The following is a 15784-nucleotide window of genomic DNA, read 5'->3' as shown; positions in this document are numbered from 1 at the left end:
CCGGATCGGCAAAAGGATTCGAGCCGTCCGGGGGCGCGCCGATAGCGTCGGAGTATGAGCGCTCACTCGCACGAACAGACAGGCACGCACGGACATCCGCATTCCCGCGGCCACGGACATGGGCACGGTCACGGACATGGGCACGGCCACACCCACGACGGGATCGACTGGGCGGCCATGGTCGACGATCTCCGGCGCGATGACGCCATGTCGGCCGACGCCAATGCCGAGATCGCGCGGCGGCTGGTCGCCCTGATCCCGGCCGGCGCGGAGGCGACCGTGCTGGACATCGGCGCGGGAGCGGGCGGCCAGAGTGTCGCGTTCGCGCGGGAACTGCTGGCCCGCGGCGGCGGGAGTCTGGTGATCGTGGACGCGGTGCCGGAGCTGCTCGAGGCGGCTCAGCAGGCCGTGAAGGTCGCGTTGGACGGCGACGATCGGGTGCGGGTGCGGACCGTGCACGCCGACGCCGCGGCCGCGGACTTCGGCGCCGGGATCCCGGCCGCGGATCTGGTGTGGGCCTCGCGCATGGTGCACCACCTGCCCGATCAGCAGGCGGGCACCGCGCGCCTGGCCGGGCTGCTGCGCCCGGGCGGCTGGCTGGCGCTGGCCGAGGGCGGGCTGTCGATGCGTTGCCTGCCTTGGGAACTCGGCGTCGGCGCGCCCGGACTCCAGGACCGGCTGCTGGCCCTGCGCGACGCGGGCTTCGCCCAGATGCGGGCCGACATCACCGCCGCGACCCCCATGCCCTACGGCTGGAATGTGGCGCTGAGCCGGGCCGGGCTGGCCGACGCGACCTCCTTCAGCGTGCTGATCGATCACCCCGCGCCGCCCGCGCCGGCCGTGCGCGAGAGCGTCGTCGCCTGGCTGGGCGGCTTGAGCGAGCGGGTCGGTGAACGTATCGGCGATGATGATCGGGCCACCCTGGCGGCGCTGCTCGATCCGGCCGCCGACACGTTCATCGGTGCGCGCGAGGACATCTACATTCTCGGCGCCACCACGGTCTTCCTCGGCCGCCGCTAGCCGTCACCGCGACCGCGCGCGGGGCGGGTCCGTGTCCGGGCACGATCGTGATCTGGCCGTGCCCGAACCGACACCGTGTTGTGGCCGCAGCGGCCGCTCCGACCTCCCGAAATGCCCTGCTATGCGGCATAATTCGAGCTCCCATGGCATAACCCACAAGATCGTTTCACATGCCGGGGGAGGAGTTTCGGTGACCCGTACCAAGGAGCAGCGGCACACGCCCGCGACCCGTGTCGACGATATCGAGCGGATGTTCGGTTCCCGCCGATATCAGCCCACCGCCGACACCCCTGCCATGGAACTACGGGTGACGAGCGGCACCAAACGCACCGACGACGACTGGATCGTCCCCAAACAGCTGGTGGCCGACTGTGTTTCGGGCAAGCTGGTGCTGGACTTCACCCGGGCCCGGTGCTCACGGCGGGAAATCGACATCCGGGTCGAGGCCGATGCCGGGACGATCGTGCTGATCGTGCCGCGCGGCTGGCGGGTCGACACGGACGGCGTGCAGCCGGGTGCCGGCGCGGTGGCCAACCGGGTCAAGCTGCCGCGATTCCCGGGCGCGCCGCTGATCCGGGTCACGGGTGAGGTGGACACCGGTGCGGTGAAGGCGCGCTACGCCTACCGCTCGCCGCTCAGGTGGTTGCGCCGCTCCCGCTGACGGTTTCCGCAGTTCCCGGCATTTCGGGAGACCATGCGGTATGACGGAGGGGTGACGCGCTGGCTGCTGCACGTCGACCTCGACCAATTCCAGGCCGCGGTCGAGTTCCGGCGGCATCCGGAGCTGCGCGGGCAGCCGATCATCGTGGGCGGCAACGGCGATCCGGCCGAACCCCGCAAAGTGGTGTCCTGCGCGTCCTATCCCGCCCGGGCCTTCGGGGTGCGGGCGGGCATGCCGCTGCGCACGGCGGCCCGGATCTGCCCCGGCGGCGTCTTCCTGCCTCAGGACCTCGCCGGCTACGCCGAGGCGTCCGAGGAGATCATGGCGCTGCTGCGCACCTTCCCCGGCCGGGTCGAGGTGCTCGGTTTCGACGAGGCGTTCCTGGCGGTGGACACCGAGGATCCCGGGGAACTGGCGCGAGAGATCCGTTCCGCCGTTGCGGAATTGGAGCTGACCTGCGCGGTCGGCATCGGGGACAACAAGACCCGGGCCAAGCTGGCCACCGGCTTCGCCAAGGCGGTCGGCAAGTCGGCGCGATCGGCCGACGAGCCGCCGGCGGCGGACACCGGAACCGGAATCTTCCGGCTGACCAGGGACAACTGGGTCGAGCTGATGGCGCACCGGCCCACCTCCGCGCTCTGGGGCATCGGCGCGCGCATCGCGAAACGCCTGAGCGGCTTGGGGATCGAGACCGTGGCCGACCTGGCCGCCGCCGACCGGAAGGTGCTCGCGGCGGAGTTCGGCCCCAATACCGGGCCGTATCTATGGGTGCTCGGGCACGGCGCGGGCGACACGGACATCGCCGAGCCGCGAGAACCGGTGGGCCACAGCCGATCCGAGACCTTCCCGCACGACCTCACCGAACGCGCCGACATCGATGCCGCGGTGGTGCGGCTGGCCACCCAGGTGGCCGAGGAGACCCTCGCGGCCGGGCGGGCCGTCGGGCGGGTCAGCGTCACAGTGCGTACCAAGACCTTCTTCACCCGGAGCAAGCAGCGGAAACTATCCACACCGACCACCGATGTGGACGAGATCGTGCAGACGGCGCTGGAAGTGCTGCACGCCTTCGAGCTGGATCGGCCCATCCGGTTGCTCGGAGTCCGGGTCGAGTACGCCATGCTGTGATCAGGTTCCACCCGACGGAAGGCACTCAAATGAACTCAGCATCGCGCAGCGATTCCCACAGGGGTGGCGGCGGGGCGACGGGCGGGCGCGACTACGAGAACATCCTGTTCGAGCACGACGGCCCGATCGCCCGCATCACGCTGAACCGGCCCAATGCCGCCAATGGCATCGATCAGGCGCTCGCGGACGAGCTGGAGCGCGCGGCCACCTACTGCTCGGAGGATCCCGCGGTGAAGGTCGTGGTGCTGACCGCGGCCGGGCGGTTCTTCTCCGCGGGCGGCGACGTGCGGGCCATGGCCGCCAGCGCGGACACCGGGGCATTCATCGAGCAGCTGGCCGGGACCCTGCACCGGGCGGTGTCGGCGCTGGCGCGGATGGACGCGCTGCTCATCGTGGGTGTGAACGGCACCGCGGCCGGCGCGGGCATGAGCCTCGCGGTGGCCGGCGATCTGGTGGTCGCCGCCGAATCCGCCGCCTTCACCATGGCGTACACCAAGGTCGGGCTGAGCCCCGATGGCGGCGCGTCCTACTACCTGCCGCGGATCATCGGCCTGCGCAAGACCCAGGAGCTGATGCTCACCAACCGCACCCTGTCCGCCGCGGAGGCGCTGGAGTGGGGTCTGCTGCACCGGGTGGTGCCCGATGCCGAGCTGACCGGCGCCGTCGAGGCCCTGGCGCAGGAATTCGCCACCGGCCCCAGGGGATCCAACGCCAATGTGAAGAAACTGCTGCTGGTGTCCTCGCGGCACACCCTCGAGGAGCAGCTGGACACCGAGGCGGCCTTCATCACCCGCTGCGCCGATTCCGCCGACGGGCAGGAGGGCATCGCCGCGTTCACCGGCAAGCGCGCACCGAAGTTCGCCTGAGGACAACGGGTTTCGCCCCCGGCCGAGGTCGGGGGCGAGTCAGGCCGGAAGGTGACGCGTCCGCGCAGGTGGCGACCTATGCTCTGGACATGGAGTTCCAGGCGATGGTGGCACACGAAACGGACAGTGGGATCGCCCTCATCCGGGAGGAGGTCGCCGACGACTTCCTCATGCCGGGCGACGTGACGATCAAGGTGCACTTCTCGAGCGCCAACTACAAGGACGGGCTGGCCATCACCCCGCGCGGCGGTGTGGTGCGGCAGTATCCGCTCATCCCCGGCATCGACCTCACCGGTGAGGTGGTGTCCTCCACCGATCCGGAATTCGCGCCCGGCGACCTGGTCGTCGCGCACGGCTACGACATCGGCGTGGCCCACCACGGTGGTTTCGCCGAGTACGCACGGATTCCGGCCGGGTGGGTCGTGAAGCTGGACGGCCTGACCCCGCGCGAGGCGGCGGCCATCGGCACCGCGGGCTACACCGCGGCCATGAGTGTGCAGGCGCTGCTCGACCGCGGTCTCACCCCCGACTCCGGTCCGGTGCTGGTCACCGGCGCGACCGGCGGCGTCGGCAGTGTGGCGGTGGACATCCTGTCCGGGCTCGGATTCGAGGTGGTGGCCTCCACCGGCAAACTCGGTGCGGGCGAACTGCTCTCGGCGCTCGGCGCCGCCTCGGTCATCGGCCGGCAGCCGGGCGAAGGGGAGAAGCTGCGCGCGCTCGGCAAGGCGCAGTGGGCGGCCGCCGTCGACAGCGTGGGCGGGACCTCGCTGGCCCACATTCTGAGCACGGTCAAATACGGTGGCGCGGTCGCGGTCTCGGGCCTGACCGGCGGCTCCGACCTGCCCACCACGGTCATGCCCTTCATCCTGCGCGGCGTGTCCCTGATCGGTATCGACTCCGCGCACTTCCCGATCGCCCAGCGCCGTGAACTGTGGGCGCGGCTGGCCAAGGACCTGAAGCCCCGGCATCTGTCGCTGCTGGAGAATTTCGCACCCATCACCGAGGCCGAGTCGGTGCTGCGCGCCATCCTGGACGGAACCCACTCCGGCCGAACGGTTCTCGGGGTCGCGGGCGAGTTCTAGCCGACGATCGCACGCACGAGGTTGTGGTCGGACGCCCCGGCCACATCCTCGACCGCGACACCGCGCACCGGCACGCCGCGCGTGACCACATGATCGATGAACTGGGATTTCGAACCGGCCGTCCGGGGCCGGGTGGGAATGGAATCCGGCGGAAACCCGGCGATGGTGAAGCCGGCGCCGAACGCGGCGGCGAGATCGTCCCGGCCGACATTGAAGTCACCGAGCAGGACTGCCGGGCCGTCGCCGGCGACGGCGGCCAGGCGCTCGAACTGGCCGGCCCGGCGCCGATCCCCGCTCACATGGGTGGCGATGATCAGAATGCCGTCGATCTCGGCCGCCAACAGCCCTTTTCCCGGATCGACCGGGTGCGGCTCCGCGGTGACGAACCGGCTCGGCCCGCGCACGATCAGCACGAGATGTTCGGAGCGATCCGCCAGGGTGCTCGGCACGCGGCGCGGGCTCGGAACGCGCGGGTAGTCGAGGACGTGAAAAGTCCGGTCGGGCAGCGCCTCCCGTAGGCTCGCCAGCTGATCACCGCTGACCTCCTGGAGCGCGATGACCGCTTCGGGCCGGGCCGCGACGGCGGCGGTCACGACCGCGATCCGCTTCGCCTCCTGCGGCCAGCGCACGGCCATCTCGCTGTCCCAGTTGTCGGCGTGGACGCGGTGCAGGACGTTCCAGGTGGCAATGGTGATCACCTACGCACCCTACGAGAAACCCACTGACCGTGCGGGTTTCGTTTCATGTGAAACAAAGGATATTCGCCGGTTGGTTGCCAACCGGCCCTCTCTCGATCGTCGATTCAGTCCTTGCTCGTCATTTGACTCAGCCCGGACCCGCGAGAACGTCCAGCGCCGCCGAGAGGTGGGGCAGCGCGGTCGGACCGTACGAGGCGGCGATCTCGGCGAGCGCCCGGGCCAGGTGCGGGGCGATGGTGGCGGCCGGCAGCAGCTCCTCGGCCAGCACGATGCCGCCCACCACGTGGGCCGCGCGAATCCGCTCGTCGGAGGTGACCTCGTAACGCCACGAACCGATCTGGACCCGCTCCGGCTCGGAGCGGAACAAAGATTTGCGGGGCGGTGTCCGGGTCACCCCGGGGACGCTCGCGAAGACGGTGAAGACCAGTCCGAGGCCGCCCGGGCCGCCGAGCGCGGCATCGATGGCGCGGGTGGCGGCCCCGGTATCGAAATCGCTCACGAGTTCATGCCGAGGGTGAACTGCGGAATGATCGGTTCGCCGTCGCCGATGCGGCGGATGGCCGTGCCGGAGGCGTAGAACTCGACAGTGTGGTATCCCCACGCGTAGTTGGAGATATCGACGCTGACGCCGGTGACGCCGTTCGCGCCGTCCCGTTCTGCCTCGGCCTGCATGCGCGACATGGCCAGCTCACGGGCCTGATAGTTGCCCTGGGTCCACTGCGGCATCTCCATATTGCGGCCCATCTGGCTGAGCATCTGCCGGAAGCCCTGCACCGCCACGTGGAAGACGCAGTTGCCCATGACGAAGGCGATCGGGGCGTAGCCGGTGCGCATCAGCGTCACCATGTCCTGCCCCGAGAGGTGACTGGTGAAGGCCTGCCCGTTCGGCCGCCGATAGCTGCCCGGCGATTTCGCGAACCGCACCGCGGTCCCCACCGCGATGAACTCCAGATGCTCCATCGACTCCCCGTGCTGCCGCCACTCCAGCCGCACCCCCACCACCCCGTCGGCCTGGAGCGAGTCCGCCTCGGCCTGCATGCGCGACATGGCATTCCACCGCGCCCGATAGGTGGCCTCGGTCAGCACCGGCAGCTCCTGCTGCTGCCGGATCCCGGTGAACTGGAACCCGACGTGATAGACGGACACGCCCATCACCAGGTCGATGGGTTCGAAGCCCGCCCCGTGCAGTAGCGCGAACTCGTTGACCGACAGATCCGAGGTGAAGATCCGGTTCGCGTGCGAAAGGCGCTCACCCGCGACCTGATCGAGCTGGTTCGGTTGATTCGGCTGACCGGGCTGGTTCGGTTGCATGTCGTTCGCCCTCCGTCGGATCCCCGATGGACCCCTAACGAGGGTACGACCCGGTCAGGTTCGGAGCCCGCCGAAATGGCCGGGAGCCGTGCGTGTTCACCGAACACGCACGGCTCCCGTTCTCGCGACCTCAGGCGGTGGCGCTCAGCGCACGGCCGTCGTAGGCCGGTTCGGCGACCGGCTCGATGGCGTAGGCCAGGATCTCGGCTACGTCGGCGACGGGGCGGACATCCAGGGCGGCCAGCACCTCGGCGGGGACCTCGTCCAGATCCGGCTCGTTGCGGGCCGGGATGAACACGGTCTTCAGGCCGGCGCGCTGAGCGGCGAGCAGCTTCTGCTTCACGCCGCCGATCGGCAGCACCCGTCCGTTCAGCGTGACCTCGCCGGTCATGCCGACATCCGCGCGGACCTGGCGGCCCAGGGCCAGCGACACCAGGGCGGTGACCATGGTGACGCCCGCCGACGGACCGTCCTTCGGGACCGCGCCCGCCGGGAAGTGGATGTGGATATTGCGATCCAGCACCTTCGGCTCGATGCCGATCTCCTCCAGGTGGGAGCGGACGTAGGTCAGGGCGATCTGCGCGGACTCCTTCATGACGTCGCCCAGCTGACCGGTCAGGGTCAGCGAGCGGTCGCCCTCGGCGGCATTGGCCTCGATGTAGAGGACGTCGCCGCCCGCGCCGGTCACGGCCAATCCGGTGGCGACACCGGGGACCGCGGTGCGCTCGACCCCGTCGGGGGTGAAGCGCGGACGGCCCAGGTAGTCCTTCAGGTCACCCAGTCCGATCACCAGCTTGCCGGAACCGCCTGCGGCCGGACCGGATTCGGCGTCGTAGCCCAGCTCGCGGTCGTAGCCCAGGCCCTCCGGCACGAATTCGCCCTTGCTGACCAGGCTTTCGGTCCCGGCGATGTCCGCCGACTCCGACAGCTTGGTCGCCGCCTTGCGCAGCGCCTTGGCGATCAGCCGCTCCATCTGCCGCACTCCGGCTTCCCGGGTGTAGTTCGCGGCGACCTCGCGCAGCGCCTCGTCCGTGATCGAGACCTCCTCGGCGGTGAGGGCATTGCGTTCCAGCTGCCGCGGGATCAGGAAGTCGCGGGCGATGGCCACCTTGTCGGCCTCGGTGTAGCCGTCCACGGTGATCAGTTCCATGCGGTCCAGCAGCGGGCCGGGAATCGTCTCCATGACGTTCGCGGTCGCGATGAACAGCACGTCCGACAGGTCCAGATCCAGGTCCAGGTAGTGGTCGCGGAAGGTGTGGTTCTGTGCCGGGTCCAGGACCTCCAGCAGCGCCGCCGCGGGATCGCCGCGGAAGTCCGAGCCGACCTTGTCGATCTCGTCCAGCAGGACAACGGGATTCATCGATCCCGCCTCCTTCATGGCGCGCACGATGCGGCCGGGCAGCGCGCCCACGTAGGTGCGCCGGTGACCGCGGATCTCGGCCTCGTCGCGCACGCCGCCCAGGGCGACGCGAACGAACTTGCGGCCCAGGGCCCGTGCCACCGATTCACCCAGCGAGGTCTTGCCGACGCCGGGCGGACCGACCAGCACCAGCACCGCGCCGGAACCGCGACCGCCGACGACCTCCAGGCCGCGCGCGGCCCGCCGGGAACGGACGGCCAGGTACTCGACCATGCGGTCCTTGACCTCGTCCAGGCCGTGGTGGTCGGCGTCCAGCACCGCGCGAGCGGCCGAAACATCGGTGGAGTCAGTGGTTTTCACGCTCCACGGCAGTTCCAGGACGGTGTCCAGCCAGGTGCGGATCCAGCCCGTCTCCGGGCTCTGATCGCTGGAACGCTCCAGGCGACCGACCTCGCGGAGAGCGGCTTCCTTCACGTCCGCGGGCAGGTCGGCGTTCTCGACGCGGGTGCGGTAGTCCTCCGCGCCGTCCGGCTCGTCCTCGCCCAGCTCCTTGCGAATGGCGTTGAGCTGCTGGCGCAGCAGGAATTCCCGCTGCTGCTTCTCCATGCCCTCGCGGACATCCTCGCTGATCTTCTCGGTGATCTCGGTCTCGGCGATGTGCTGAGTGGTCCACTCGATCAGCTTGCGCAGCCGCGCGGTGGTATCCGGGGTGCCCAGGATCTCGCGCTTCTGCTCATTGCTCAGGTACGACGCCCAGCCGGCCGCGTCGGCCAGGGTGGACGGATCGTTCATCTGATTGACCGCGTCGATGACCTGCCAGGCCTCACGGCGCTGCAGGACCGACACGACCAGCTTCTTGTATTCGGCCGCAAGCTCTTTGGTGCGGCCGTCGGCGGCCGGAATCTCGACCGGTTCGGCCTCGACCCAGAGCGCCGCGCCCGGCCCGGTCACGCCGTGACCGATCTTGGCCCGGCTCTCCGCCTTCAGCACCGCCGCGGGAGCGCCGCCGCGCATCCGGCCGACCTGTTCGATGGTGGCCACGACGCCGTAGGTGGCGTACCCCTCATCGAGGCGCGGCGCGACCAGCACCTGGTTGACCTTGCCCGCGCGGGCGGCATCGATGGCGGCCTGCGACGACTCGTCCAGCTCGATCGGCACGACCATGCCGGGGAGCACGATCGGATCGGTCAGGAACAGGACCGGCAGGTTCGTTGGTGTAGTCACGTCTTCGACCCCTTCCAAGGTTGAGCGTTACCTACTCAACCCGGGGGGTATACCGATTGTTCCGGACCGATGTTCGCCGGGGGCGAACATGTCTCGAGTCGGGGATCGAAATCGGGAACAGCGGCATATGAGCTCGTCAGAGCGCTATCAGGGAGTCGAGCTCGGCAGTGAACAGGGGTTCCAACGCGGTGCGCCACGCCGGTCGAATCGAAATCCCGGATAGGGGTTGACGGCTTCGGCTAAAGCGATTAGCTTTATGGCTATCGCAGTTAGCTACTCCTGGAGAGTGAAAGACCATGACGCAGTACGTGGACATCGACGGTGGCCGGATCGCTTACGACGAGATGGGTGAGGGTCCGCTGGTCGTGCTGTCGCACGGCATGGGAGTCGACCGCAATGCCAACCGGCACCTGATGCCGCTGCTGGCGGCGGCCGGGTACCGGGTCGTCAACACCGATATGCGCGGCCACGGCGAGTCGAGCATGGGCTGGGCGTCGGTCACCGGCAAGGAGGCCATCAGCCGCACCGATGTCGCCAATGATCTGCTGGCGGTCATCGAGAAGCTGGGCGGCGGACCGGCCATCGTGGTGGGCCACTCGCTCTCGGGCGGGTCGGCCACCATCGCGGCGGCGCAGCGGCCGGACCTGGTGCGGGCCATTGTCGAGATCAACCCGTTCACGCTGACCCAGAAGGCCGACATCGCAGCGCTTCTCACCAATTCCCGCCACCGCAGCGGCATGATCCCGCTGATGGGCACCATGATGTTCAAGAGCCTCGGCCAGTGGCTGAAGTACCTGAAGGTGGCCATCCCGACCAAGCCCGCCGACCTCGACGACTACCTGGCCGAGTTCGCGGCCAAGCTGCGCGAGCCGGGCCGGTTCGCCGAATTCATGAAGACCGGGCAGTCGACCCCCGCGGACGCGGAAGCCCAGGTGCCCAATGTGACCCAGCCCGCGCTCATCATCATGGGCACCGCCGACCCGGACTTCCCGAGCCCCGAGGCCGAAGGCCAGCGCATCGTCGCCGCCCTGCCGGCCGGACTGGGCAGCCTGGGCCTGGTCGAGGGCACCGGCCACTACCCGCAGTTCGAGGCCGCCGACCGGGTGGCCGAGCTGATCCTGCCGTTCCTGAAGGAACATCATGCCTAGGGTGGGCTTGAGCCGGACCGACGTCGTCGCCGCGGGGGCCGCCCTCGCCGACGAGGTCGGTTTCGGCAATCTGGCGCTCGGGGCCCTCGCGCAGCGGCTCGGGGTGCGAACCCCCTCGCTGTACAAACACATCGAGAGCCTGGCCGACCTGCAGCACGGCATCGCCGCGCTCGCCATGGCCGAAGTCGACCAGCGGGTCCGCGACGCCATGCACGGGCTCTCCGGCAGTGCGGCCCTGGCCGCCTTCGCGAATGCCTTCCGCGACTACGTGGTCGAGCATCCGGGCCGGTACACCGCGACCGTCGGCGCCGCCTTCACCGGACCGGATGATCCACTGTTGCAGTCGGGTGCGCGGGTGCTGGAATCCATGGCGGCGGTGCTGCGCGGCTACGGGATCGGCGAGCAGGAAATGGTGCACGCGCAGCGCACGCTGCGCTGCCTCTTCCACGGCTTCGCCACCCTGCAGGCGTCGGACGGCTTCCAGTGGAGCAACGACTCCGAGGACAGTTTCGAGTGGATGATCCGCTTCCTCGACCGCGGCCTCACCGAAATCGGCTCGCGCTGAACCGGTTTGCGGGACCATGAATCCAACACTGGCAACGAAGGTGTTGGAGTGTCATGGAAGACTTCAGTTTCGACGGCACCCGGATGGCGTATGTGCGGCAGGGGGAATCCGGTCCGCCGGTGGTGATGCTGCACAGCGCCGGGTCCTCCCATCTCATCTGGACGCCCCAGATCGCGGCGCTGTCCCGTGCATACCGGGTGTACGCGGTCGATCTGCCCGGTTACGGCGCCTCCTCCCGGCCCGCCGACGGGTACACGCTCGAGCGCTACACCGAACTGATCCGCGCCTTCATCGAACACCACGAGCTCAGCGACGTCGGACTGGTCGGCAACTGCGTCGGTTCGGCCGTCGGCCTGACGCTGGCCCGGCGGCATCCCGAGCTGATCCGGGCGGTGGTGGCGATCAATCCGCTCACCGAATCCACTGCCATGCACGGTGATTGGCGGCAGGCGGCACGCCTGGCCCGAGTGCTGCCGGACGACTCCGCCCGGAAGCTGAGCGGCTGGCACACCCCGCGCTGGGTCGCCCGCCGCACCGCCCGATCCTGGTTCACCACCCGGCGCGCCTACCGCGAATGCCCTTATGTCGCGCCCCTGTCCTCCGGTTTCCCGGCGCGGGCACTGATCTACCTGGTCCGCGACCTGTCTTCCTTTGCGACGCTCGACGATTGGCCCGATCGCGACGGCTTGCCACCGATCTGCGTCATCTGGGGCAACCAGAACCGCGTCCTCTCCGCCGCGGCCGGGCGCACCGTCAATGCGCGACTACGCCCCGACCGCACCGAATACCTCGACGGCTGCGGCCACGTCCCCATGCTCGAACGCGCCCCCGACGTCACCGCCATCATCACCGAATTCCTCGCCGCCCACCTGCCCGCCGACAGCGTGCACTGAGCGCCACACCGACTCGGCGGTTCGGGCAAACCGCCCGGGCGGGCGCGGGTGCGGCCTACCATGACGCCGGGGAGGGGCCGCCCGAATCGGATACCGCGAGGAGTCATCGATGACCATGCTGGCCGCACGACTACACCTGGGGCCGAATCGCCGACTGGAGCTCGAGGAGGTGCCGATTCCGGAGCCGGGACCGGACCACGTGCTGGTCAAGGTGGAGGCAGCGGGAGTGTGCCTCTCCGACGTGCACCTCATCGACGGCACGCTGACGCCGCTGTTCCTGCGCGACGATGCGGTGACGCTCGGGCACGAGGTCGCCGGGACCGTGCACACGCTCGGGCCGGGAGTGACCACCGCGAAGGTGGGGGATCGCGTATTGCTGCAGGCCGGGGAGCTCCGCAACGGGGCCACCTTCACCCGCGGGGTGGACTACGACGGCGGCTGGGCCGAATACACCCTGGCGCGGGTCGACACCCTGGTGCCGATTCCGGACGACCTGCCGTTCGAGCAGGCCTGTTTCATTCCCGACGCGGTGTCCACGCCGTGGGCGGCCATCACCGCCACCGCCGAGGTGAAACCCGGTGAGGCCGTGGGCGTCTGGGGCGTCGGCGGGCTGGGCGCGCACGGGGTGCAGCTGCTGCGCATGGTCGGCGCAGCGCCGATCATCGCGGTGGATCCGCTGCCCGCCGCCCGGGAGCGGGCGCTGTCCTTCGGCGCGGACCTGGCCTTCGATCCGGCCGATCCGGACCTGCGGCGCAAGGTGTTCGAGGCCACCAGCACCGGCCTGAACGCCGCCTTCGACTTCGCCGGCGTGGCGCCGGTGCGCGAGCAGGCGGTGGTCTGCCTGGCGCCGCAGGGCCGCCTGGTGCTGGTCGGCCTCACCGACAAGCCGATCACCATCACCGGGGGCACCGCCTTCAGCTTCTTCCAGCAGCAGTTGCGCGGGCACTACGGGTCCACGCCCGAGCACGTCACCCAGCTGGTGAAACTGCAAGGGCTGCACCGGGTCGACTTCTCCCGCTCCGTGAGTGCCGTGGTCCCGCTGGCCGATGCCGCCAAGGCCGTGCACTCCCTGGAATCCAAGGAAGGCAACCCGATTCGGATCGTCCTGAAGCCCTAGGCCGCTCCCGCACGCGGCACGGTTCGCGGATTACGCGAGCCGGCGCTGGAAAACGTTGGCGGACCGGCCGTTCGAGAGATCGACCGTGTAGACCCCCAGGTCGACCGACGTGGGGGTCAGGTCCAGGACCATGAAGCCGAGATCGGTGTAGTTCTCGTACAGCGCACCGTTGGCGGTGTGCTTGCCGCCCGTGGACGGCTCGCCGTGCACCGATTTCGCGGCCGCACCGGAGATGATCTGCCGGGTGCCCTTGGCAGCCGCATTGGGTTCGAGCACCTGCAGCGAGTGGTCGTGGCCCGACAGCAGGAACTGGCACCGGCCCAGTACGTGCGCCTCGAAGAAGTCCTTCACATAGCGGCCATCGATCGGCTCGATGCTCGATCCCTCGTATTCCCCGGCGTTTCCGTGCGGCCCGTTGTTGAGGTACGGGTGGTGGGTGCAGGCGATCCTCCACTTCGCCGGCGACTCGTCGATGGCCCGGTCCAGCCAGGTGGCCTGCTCGGTCATGAACTGGCCGTCGGCCGCCCAGTAGGGCTGGAAGAGCGGCGGCAGGTAGGCGGCGATGGGATTGAGGTCCAGCACGAAGAATTCGACGACCGGCCGCTCCTGCGGAATCCGCACCGAGTAATAGCGGGACGGCATGAACCAGCGGGCCGAGCGCGCGTGATAGGCCACCTCGTGATCGCCGCGCAGCAGCCAGCCGCCGTCGCCGGGCAGGATCGAGGAGTTGTCGTGATTGCCCTGCACCATGAGCCAGGGGAAGTCGAGGTCGTGGTTGGGGTCCTCGAACTTGGCGGCGAACTGGGCGTCGTCGTCGGACCACGGGCCCTGCTCGTAGACATTGTCACCGAGGCCGAGGGCGCAGGAGAACGGCTCGCGCGCATGCAGTTCCCGCATGGCGTCGGCGACCTGCCACTGCGGCCGCGCGCCGGTGCCCGCGTCGCCGGTGACGAGAATGCGCAGGCGGTCGGCGTCCGGGAGCGGGAATTTGCCGGTGGCCGGGGCATTCTCGGCGCGGGCGGGCGCACCGGTGGCCGCGAGCGCGGCGACCCCGGCGGCAGTGGCGGTCAGAAACCCACGACGGTCGAGCGACATTGCTGATCTCCTGCCTGTATCTACCGGTCGCTTGACCAGTATTCCCACTTCCGGAACCCGCCGCAGACTACGTCGGCATGACCTTGCCAACACCCCCGCGACACGACGCGTTCTTCCAGGCCAGGACCTTTTGACAGCGCCTCGGACCGATGAGAGTGTTGGGAGTCCGATTTCTCACCATCAGCTTGGCCACAGGGGGACGCTGCTATGACGACACTGGCCTCGGGTCTGTTCCTCGACTGGGAACAGCTGACCGGCCAGCCCAAACTCGTCGTCGATCTGATCAGCTTCCCGATCTTCAGCGCCATCGCCGGCTGGCTCACCAACTGGACCGGCGTGCTGATGTTGTTCTGGCCGGTCTACTTCCAGGGCTTCCGGGTGCCCGGCCTGGAGATCCTCTACCCCTACCTCCCGCGTCGCGTGCAGGTGCTGCCCACCTTCTCCGGCGACGGAAAGCGGCTCGGCTTCCAGGGTTTCATCCCGGCGCGCGCCGAGAAGATGGCCAGCATCTGCGTCGACGTGGCCATCATGCGAATCGGCAGTCCCAAGGACTTCATTCGCGAACTCGACCTCGAGGGCATTGCCGACTACATCGCCGAGGTGGGCCGCAAACAGGTGCCGGACATGGTCGACGAGATCATGAGCAAGGAGAACCCGGACCTGTGGGGCGCGGTGCCCAAGTCGGTGCGCAATGTGCTCTACCAGCGCATCGAACGCGAACTGCCGACGCTGGCCCGGCGCGCCTTCGAACAGCTCGGCGACAATGTCGATCAGCTCATCGACATCAAGGACTTCGTCATCCGGTATCTGCGGGACAACCCGGAGATCCTCAAGGACCTGACCACCACCATCGCCGCGCCGGAACTGAAGTTCATGGTCCGCATCGGCCTGCTGGGCGCGCCCTTCGGTCTGCTACTGGCGCTGTACCTGCATGTGCACCAGAGCATTCCGGTGCTGGGCTGGATTCCGCCGTGGCTGATCATCCTGGCCGCGGCCGCCGCCATCGGTGTGACCGTCAATGTCATCGCCATCAAGATGGTGTTCGAACCGGGCGACCCGCAGCCGCGCTACCGGTACATCTGGAAGCAGGCGCTGCTGGCCAAGCGGCAGCCCGAGGCCGCCGCCGATCTCGCCAATATCCTGGCCTATCAGGTGCTGACGCTGCCCAACCTGGCCCGCGAACTGCTCGACGGCCCGAACGGCGACAAGACCCGGCAGCTGCTGGAACGGCTCATCTCGCAGGAGATCCACCGCCAGCTCGGGCCCACCCACTCGGTGGTGCGGACGGTCTTCGGCAAGCGTCAGTTCGACAATCTGACGGTCGGCGCGACCTCCGCCGCGGTGGGCCTGGCCCCGAGCCTGGCCGACGATCCGGAATTCGCGGCCGCCCAGGCCAAGAAGATCGACGAGTTCGCGGCCCGCAAGCTGCAGCAGCTCACGCCCGGTGAGTTCATGGAGATGTTCTACGCCTCGGTCGAGCAGGACGCGTGGCTGCTCTACCTGCACGGCGCGGCGCTGGGCCTGGTGGTCGGGGCGGTGCATCTGATCCTTTTCGGCTGGTAGACGGCACTTTTTCGGGCAGGAACGCGGGCCGCCGAAAATCAAGCACGCATGCTTGC

At 69.1% G+C, this 15784-nt stretch carries 15 protein-coding genes; 10 read left to right on the top strand and 5 right to left on the bottom strand.

What is annotated here, in order from left to right:
- Window positions 1–54: 54 nt before the first annotated feature.
- The 5 genes from ACFXKA_RS19270 to ACFXKA_RS19250 all read left to right on the top strand — a co-directional run bounded on the left by ACFXKA_RS19270 (window position 55) and on the right by ACFXKA_RS19250 (window position 4754).
- The gene (locus tag ACFXKA_RS19270) at window positions 55–1020 is read left to right on the top strand and encodes a class I SAM-dependent methyltransferase (protein ID WP_379428254.1); all 966 of its coding nucleotides are present in this window, start codon (window positions 55–57) and stop codon (window positions 1018–1020) included.
- Between the two features lie 190 nt (window positions 1021–1210).
- Window positions 1211–1681 carry a hypothetical protein gene (locus ACFXKA_RS19265; protein WP_379428253.1) on the top strand — a complete coding sequence of 157 codons (471 nt, stop codon included), beginning with the start codon at window positions 1211–1213 and terminating at the stop codon, window positions 1679–1681.
- 51 nt (window positions 1682–1732) lie between these two features.
- A complete protein-coding gene (locus ACFXKA_RS19260) occupies window positions 1733–2806 on the top strand; it encodes a DNA polymerase IV (protein ID WP_379428283.1) in 1074 nt (357 codons plus the stop codon).
- 29 nt (window positions 2807–2835) lie between these two features.
- Window positions 2836–3672: an enoyl-CoA hydratase/isomerase family protein gene (locus tag ACFXKA_RS19255; RefSeq protein WP_379428252.1), complete on the top strand. Its 837-nt coding sequence runs from the start codon at window positions 2836–2838 to the stop codon at window positions 3670–3672.
- A gap of 89 nt (window positions 3673–3761) precedes the next feature.
- Window positions 3762–4754, top strand: coding sequence for an oxidoreductase (locus ACFXKA_RS19250; RefSeq protein WP_354841315.1), 993 nt, complete (start codon window positions 3762–3764; stop codon window positions 4752–4754).
- Here the strand turns inward: ACFXKA_RS19250 and ACFXKA_RS19245 are convergent.
- The 4 genes from ACFXKA_RS19245 to lon form a co-directional block, all read right to left on the bottom strand.
- On the bottom strand, window positions 4751–5452 hold the full coding sequence (locus ACFXKA_RS19245) for an endonuclease/exonuclease/phosphatase family protein (protein WP_379428251.1): 702 nt from the start codon (window positions 5450–5452) through the stop codon (window positions 4751–4753). The genes ACFXKA_RS19250 and ACFXKA_RS19245 overlap by 4 nt on opposite strands.
- Window positions 5453–5579: 127 nt before the next feature.
- The gene (locus ACFXKA_RS19240) at window positions 5580–5951 is read right to left on the bottom strand and encodes a DUF5073 family protein (protein WP_364609173.1); all 372 of its coding nucleotides are present in this window, start codon (window positions 5949–5951) and stop codon (window positions 5580–5582) included.
- Window positions 5948–6763 (bottom strand): heavy metal-binding domain-containing protein, encoded by an 816-nt coding sequence (locus tag ACFXKA_RS19235; protein ID WP_379428250.1) that lies wholly within the window; start codon window positions 6761–6763, stop codon window positions 5948–5950. The genes ACFXKA_RS19240 and ACFXKA_RS19235 overlap by 4 nt, the downstream gene beginning before the upstream one ends.
- Before the next feature lie 130 nt (window positions 6764–6893).
- Window positions 6894–9287 carry an endopeptidase La gene (gene lon / locus ACFXKA_RS19230; RefSeq protein ID WP_379428282.1) on the bottom strand — a complete coding sequence of 798 codons (2394 nt, stop codon included), beginning with the start codon at window positions 9285–9287 and terminating at the stop codon, window positions 6894–6896.
- Window positions 9288–9643: 356 nt separating this feature from the next.
- Between lon and ACFXKA_RS19225 the strand changes: the two genes are divergently transcribed.
- The 4 genes from ACFXKA_RS19225 to ACFXKA_RS19210 all read left to right on the top strand — a co-directional run bounded on the left by ACFXKA_RS19225 (window position 9644) and on the right by ACFXKA_RS19210 (window position 13070).
- Window positions 9644–10495 (top strand): alpha/beta fold hydrolase, encoded by an 852-nt coding sequence (locus ACFXKA_RS19225; RefSeq protein WP_379428249.1) that lies wholly within the window; start codon window positions 9644–9646, stop codon window positions 10493–10495.
- Entirely contained in the window at window positions 10488–11060 is a 573-nt protein-coding gene (locus tag ACFXKA_RS19220) for a TetR/AcrR family transcriptional regulator (protein ID WP_379428248.1), read from the top strand. The genes ACFXKA_RS19225 and ACFXKA_RS19220 overlap by 8 nt, the downstream gene beginning before the upstream one ends.
- Before the next feature lie 53 nt (window positions 11061–11113).
- On the top strand, window positions 11114–11953 hold the full coding sequence (locus tag ACFXKA_RS19215; protein ID WP_379428247.1) for an alpha/beta fold hydrolase: 840 nt from the start codon (window positions 11114–11116) through the stop codon (window positions 11951–11953).
- Between the two features lie 109 nt (window positions 11954–12062).
- Window positions 12063–13070, top strand: a complete 1008-nt coding sequence (locus ACFXKA_RS19210) for a zinc-binding dehydrogenase (RefSeq protein WP_379428246.1) — start codon at window positions 12063–12065, stop codon at window positions 13068–13070.
- Window positions 13071–13100: 30 nt separating this feature from the next.
- Here the strand turns inward: ACFXKA_RS19210 and ACFXKA_RS19205 are convergent, their stop codons facing one another.
- Complete coding sequence (locus tag ACFXKA_RS19205; protein ID WP_379428245.1) at window positions 13101–14165, bottom strand: metallophosphoesterase; 1065 nt, start codon at window positions 14163–14165, stop codon at window positions 13101–13103.
- 207 nt (window positions 14166–14372) lie between these two features.
- On the opposite strand from ACFXKA_RS19205, the gene ACFXKA_RS19200 reads away from it, so the two are divergent.
- Window positions 14373–15728 (top strand): hypothetical protein, encoded by a 1356-nt coding sequence (locus ACFXKA_RS19200; protein ID WP_379428244.1) that lies wholly within the window; start codon window positions 14373–14375, stop codon window positions 15726–15728.
- The last annotated feature ends 56 nt before the right edge of the window (window positions 15729–15784 follow it).

It is taken from the genome of Nocardia sp. NPDC059228 (genome assembly GCF_042754245.1).
In the GTDB taxonomy this organism is placed as follows: domain Bacteria; phylum Actinomycetota; class Actinomycetes; order Mycobacteriales; family Mycobacteriaceae; genus Nocardia.
Note: the sequence above shows the minus strand (reverse complement) of the source record. Positions and strands in the feature narration are given on the sequence as shown.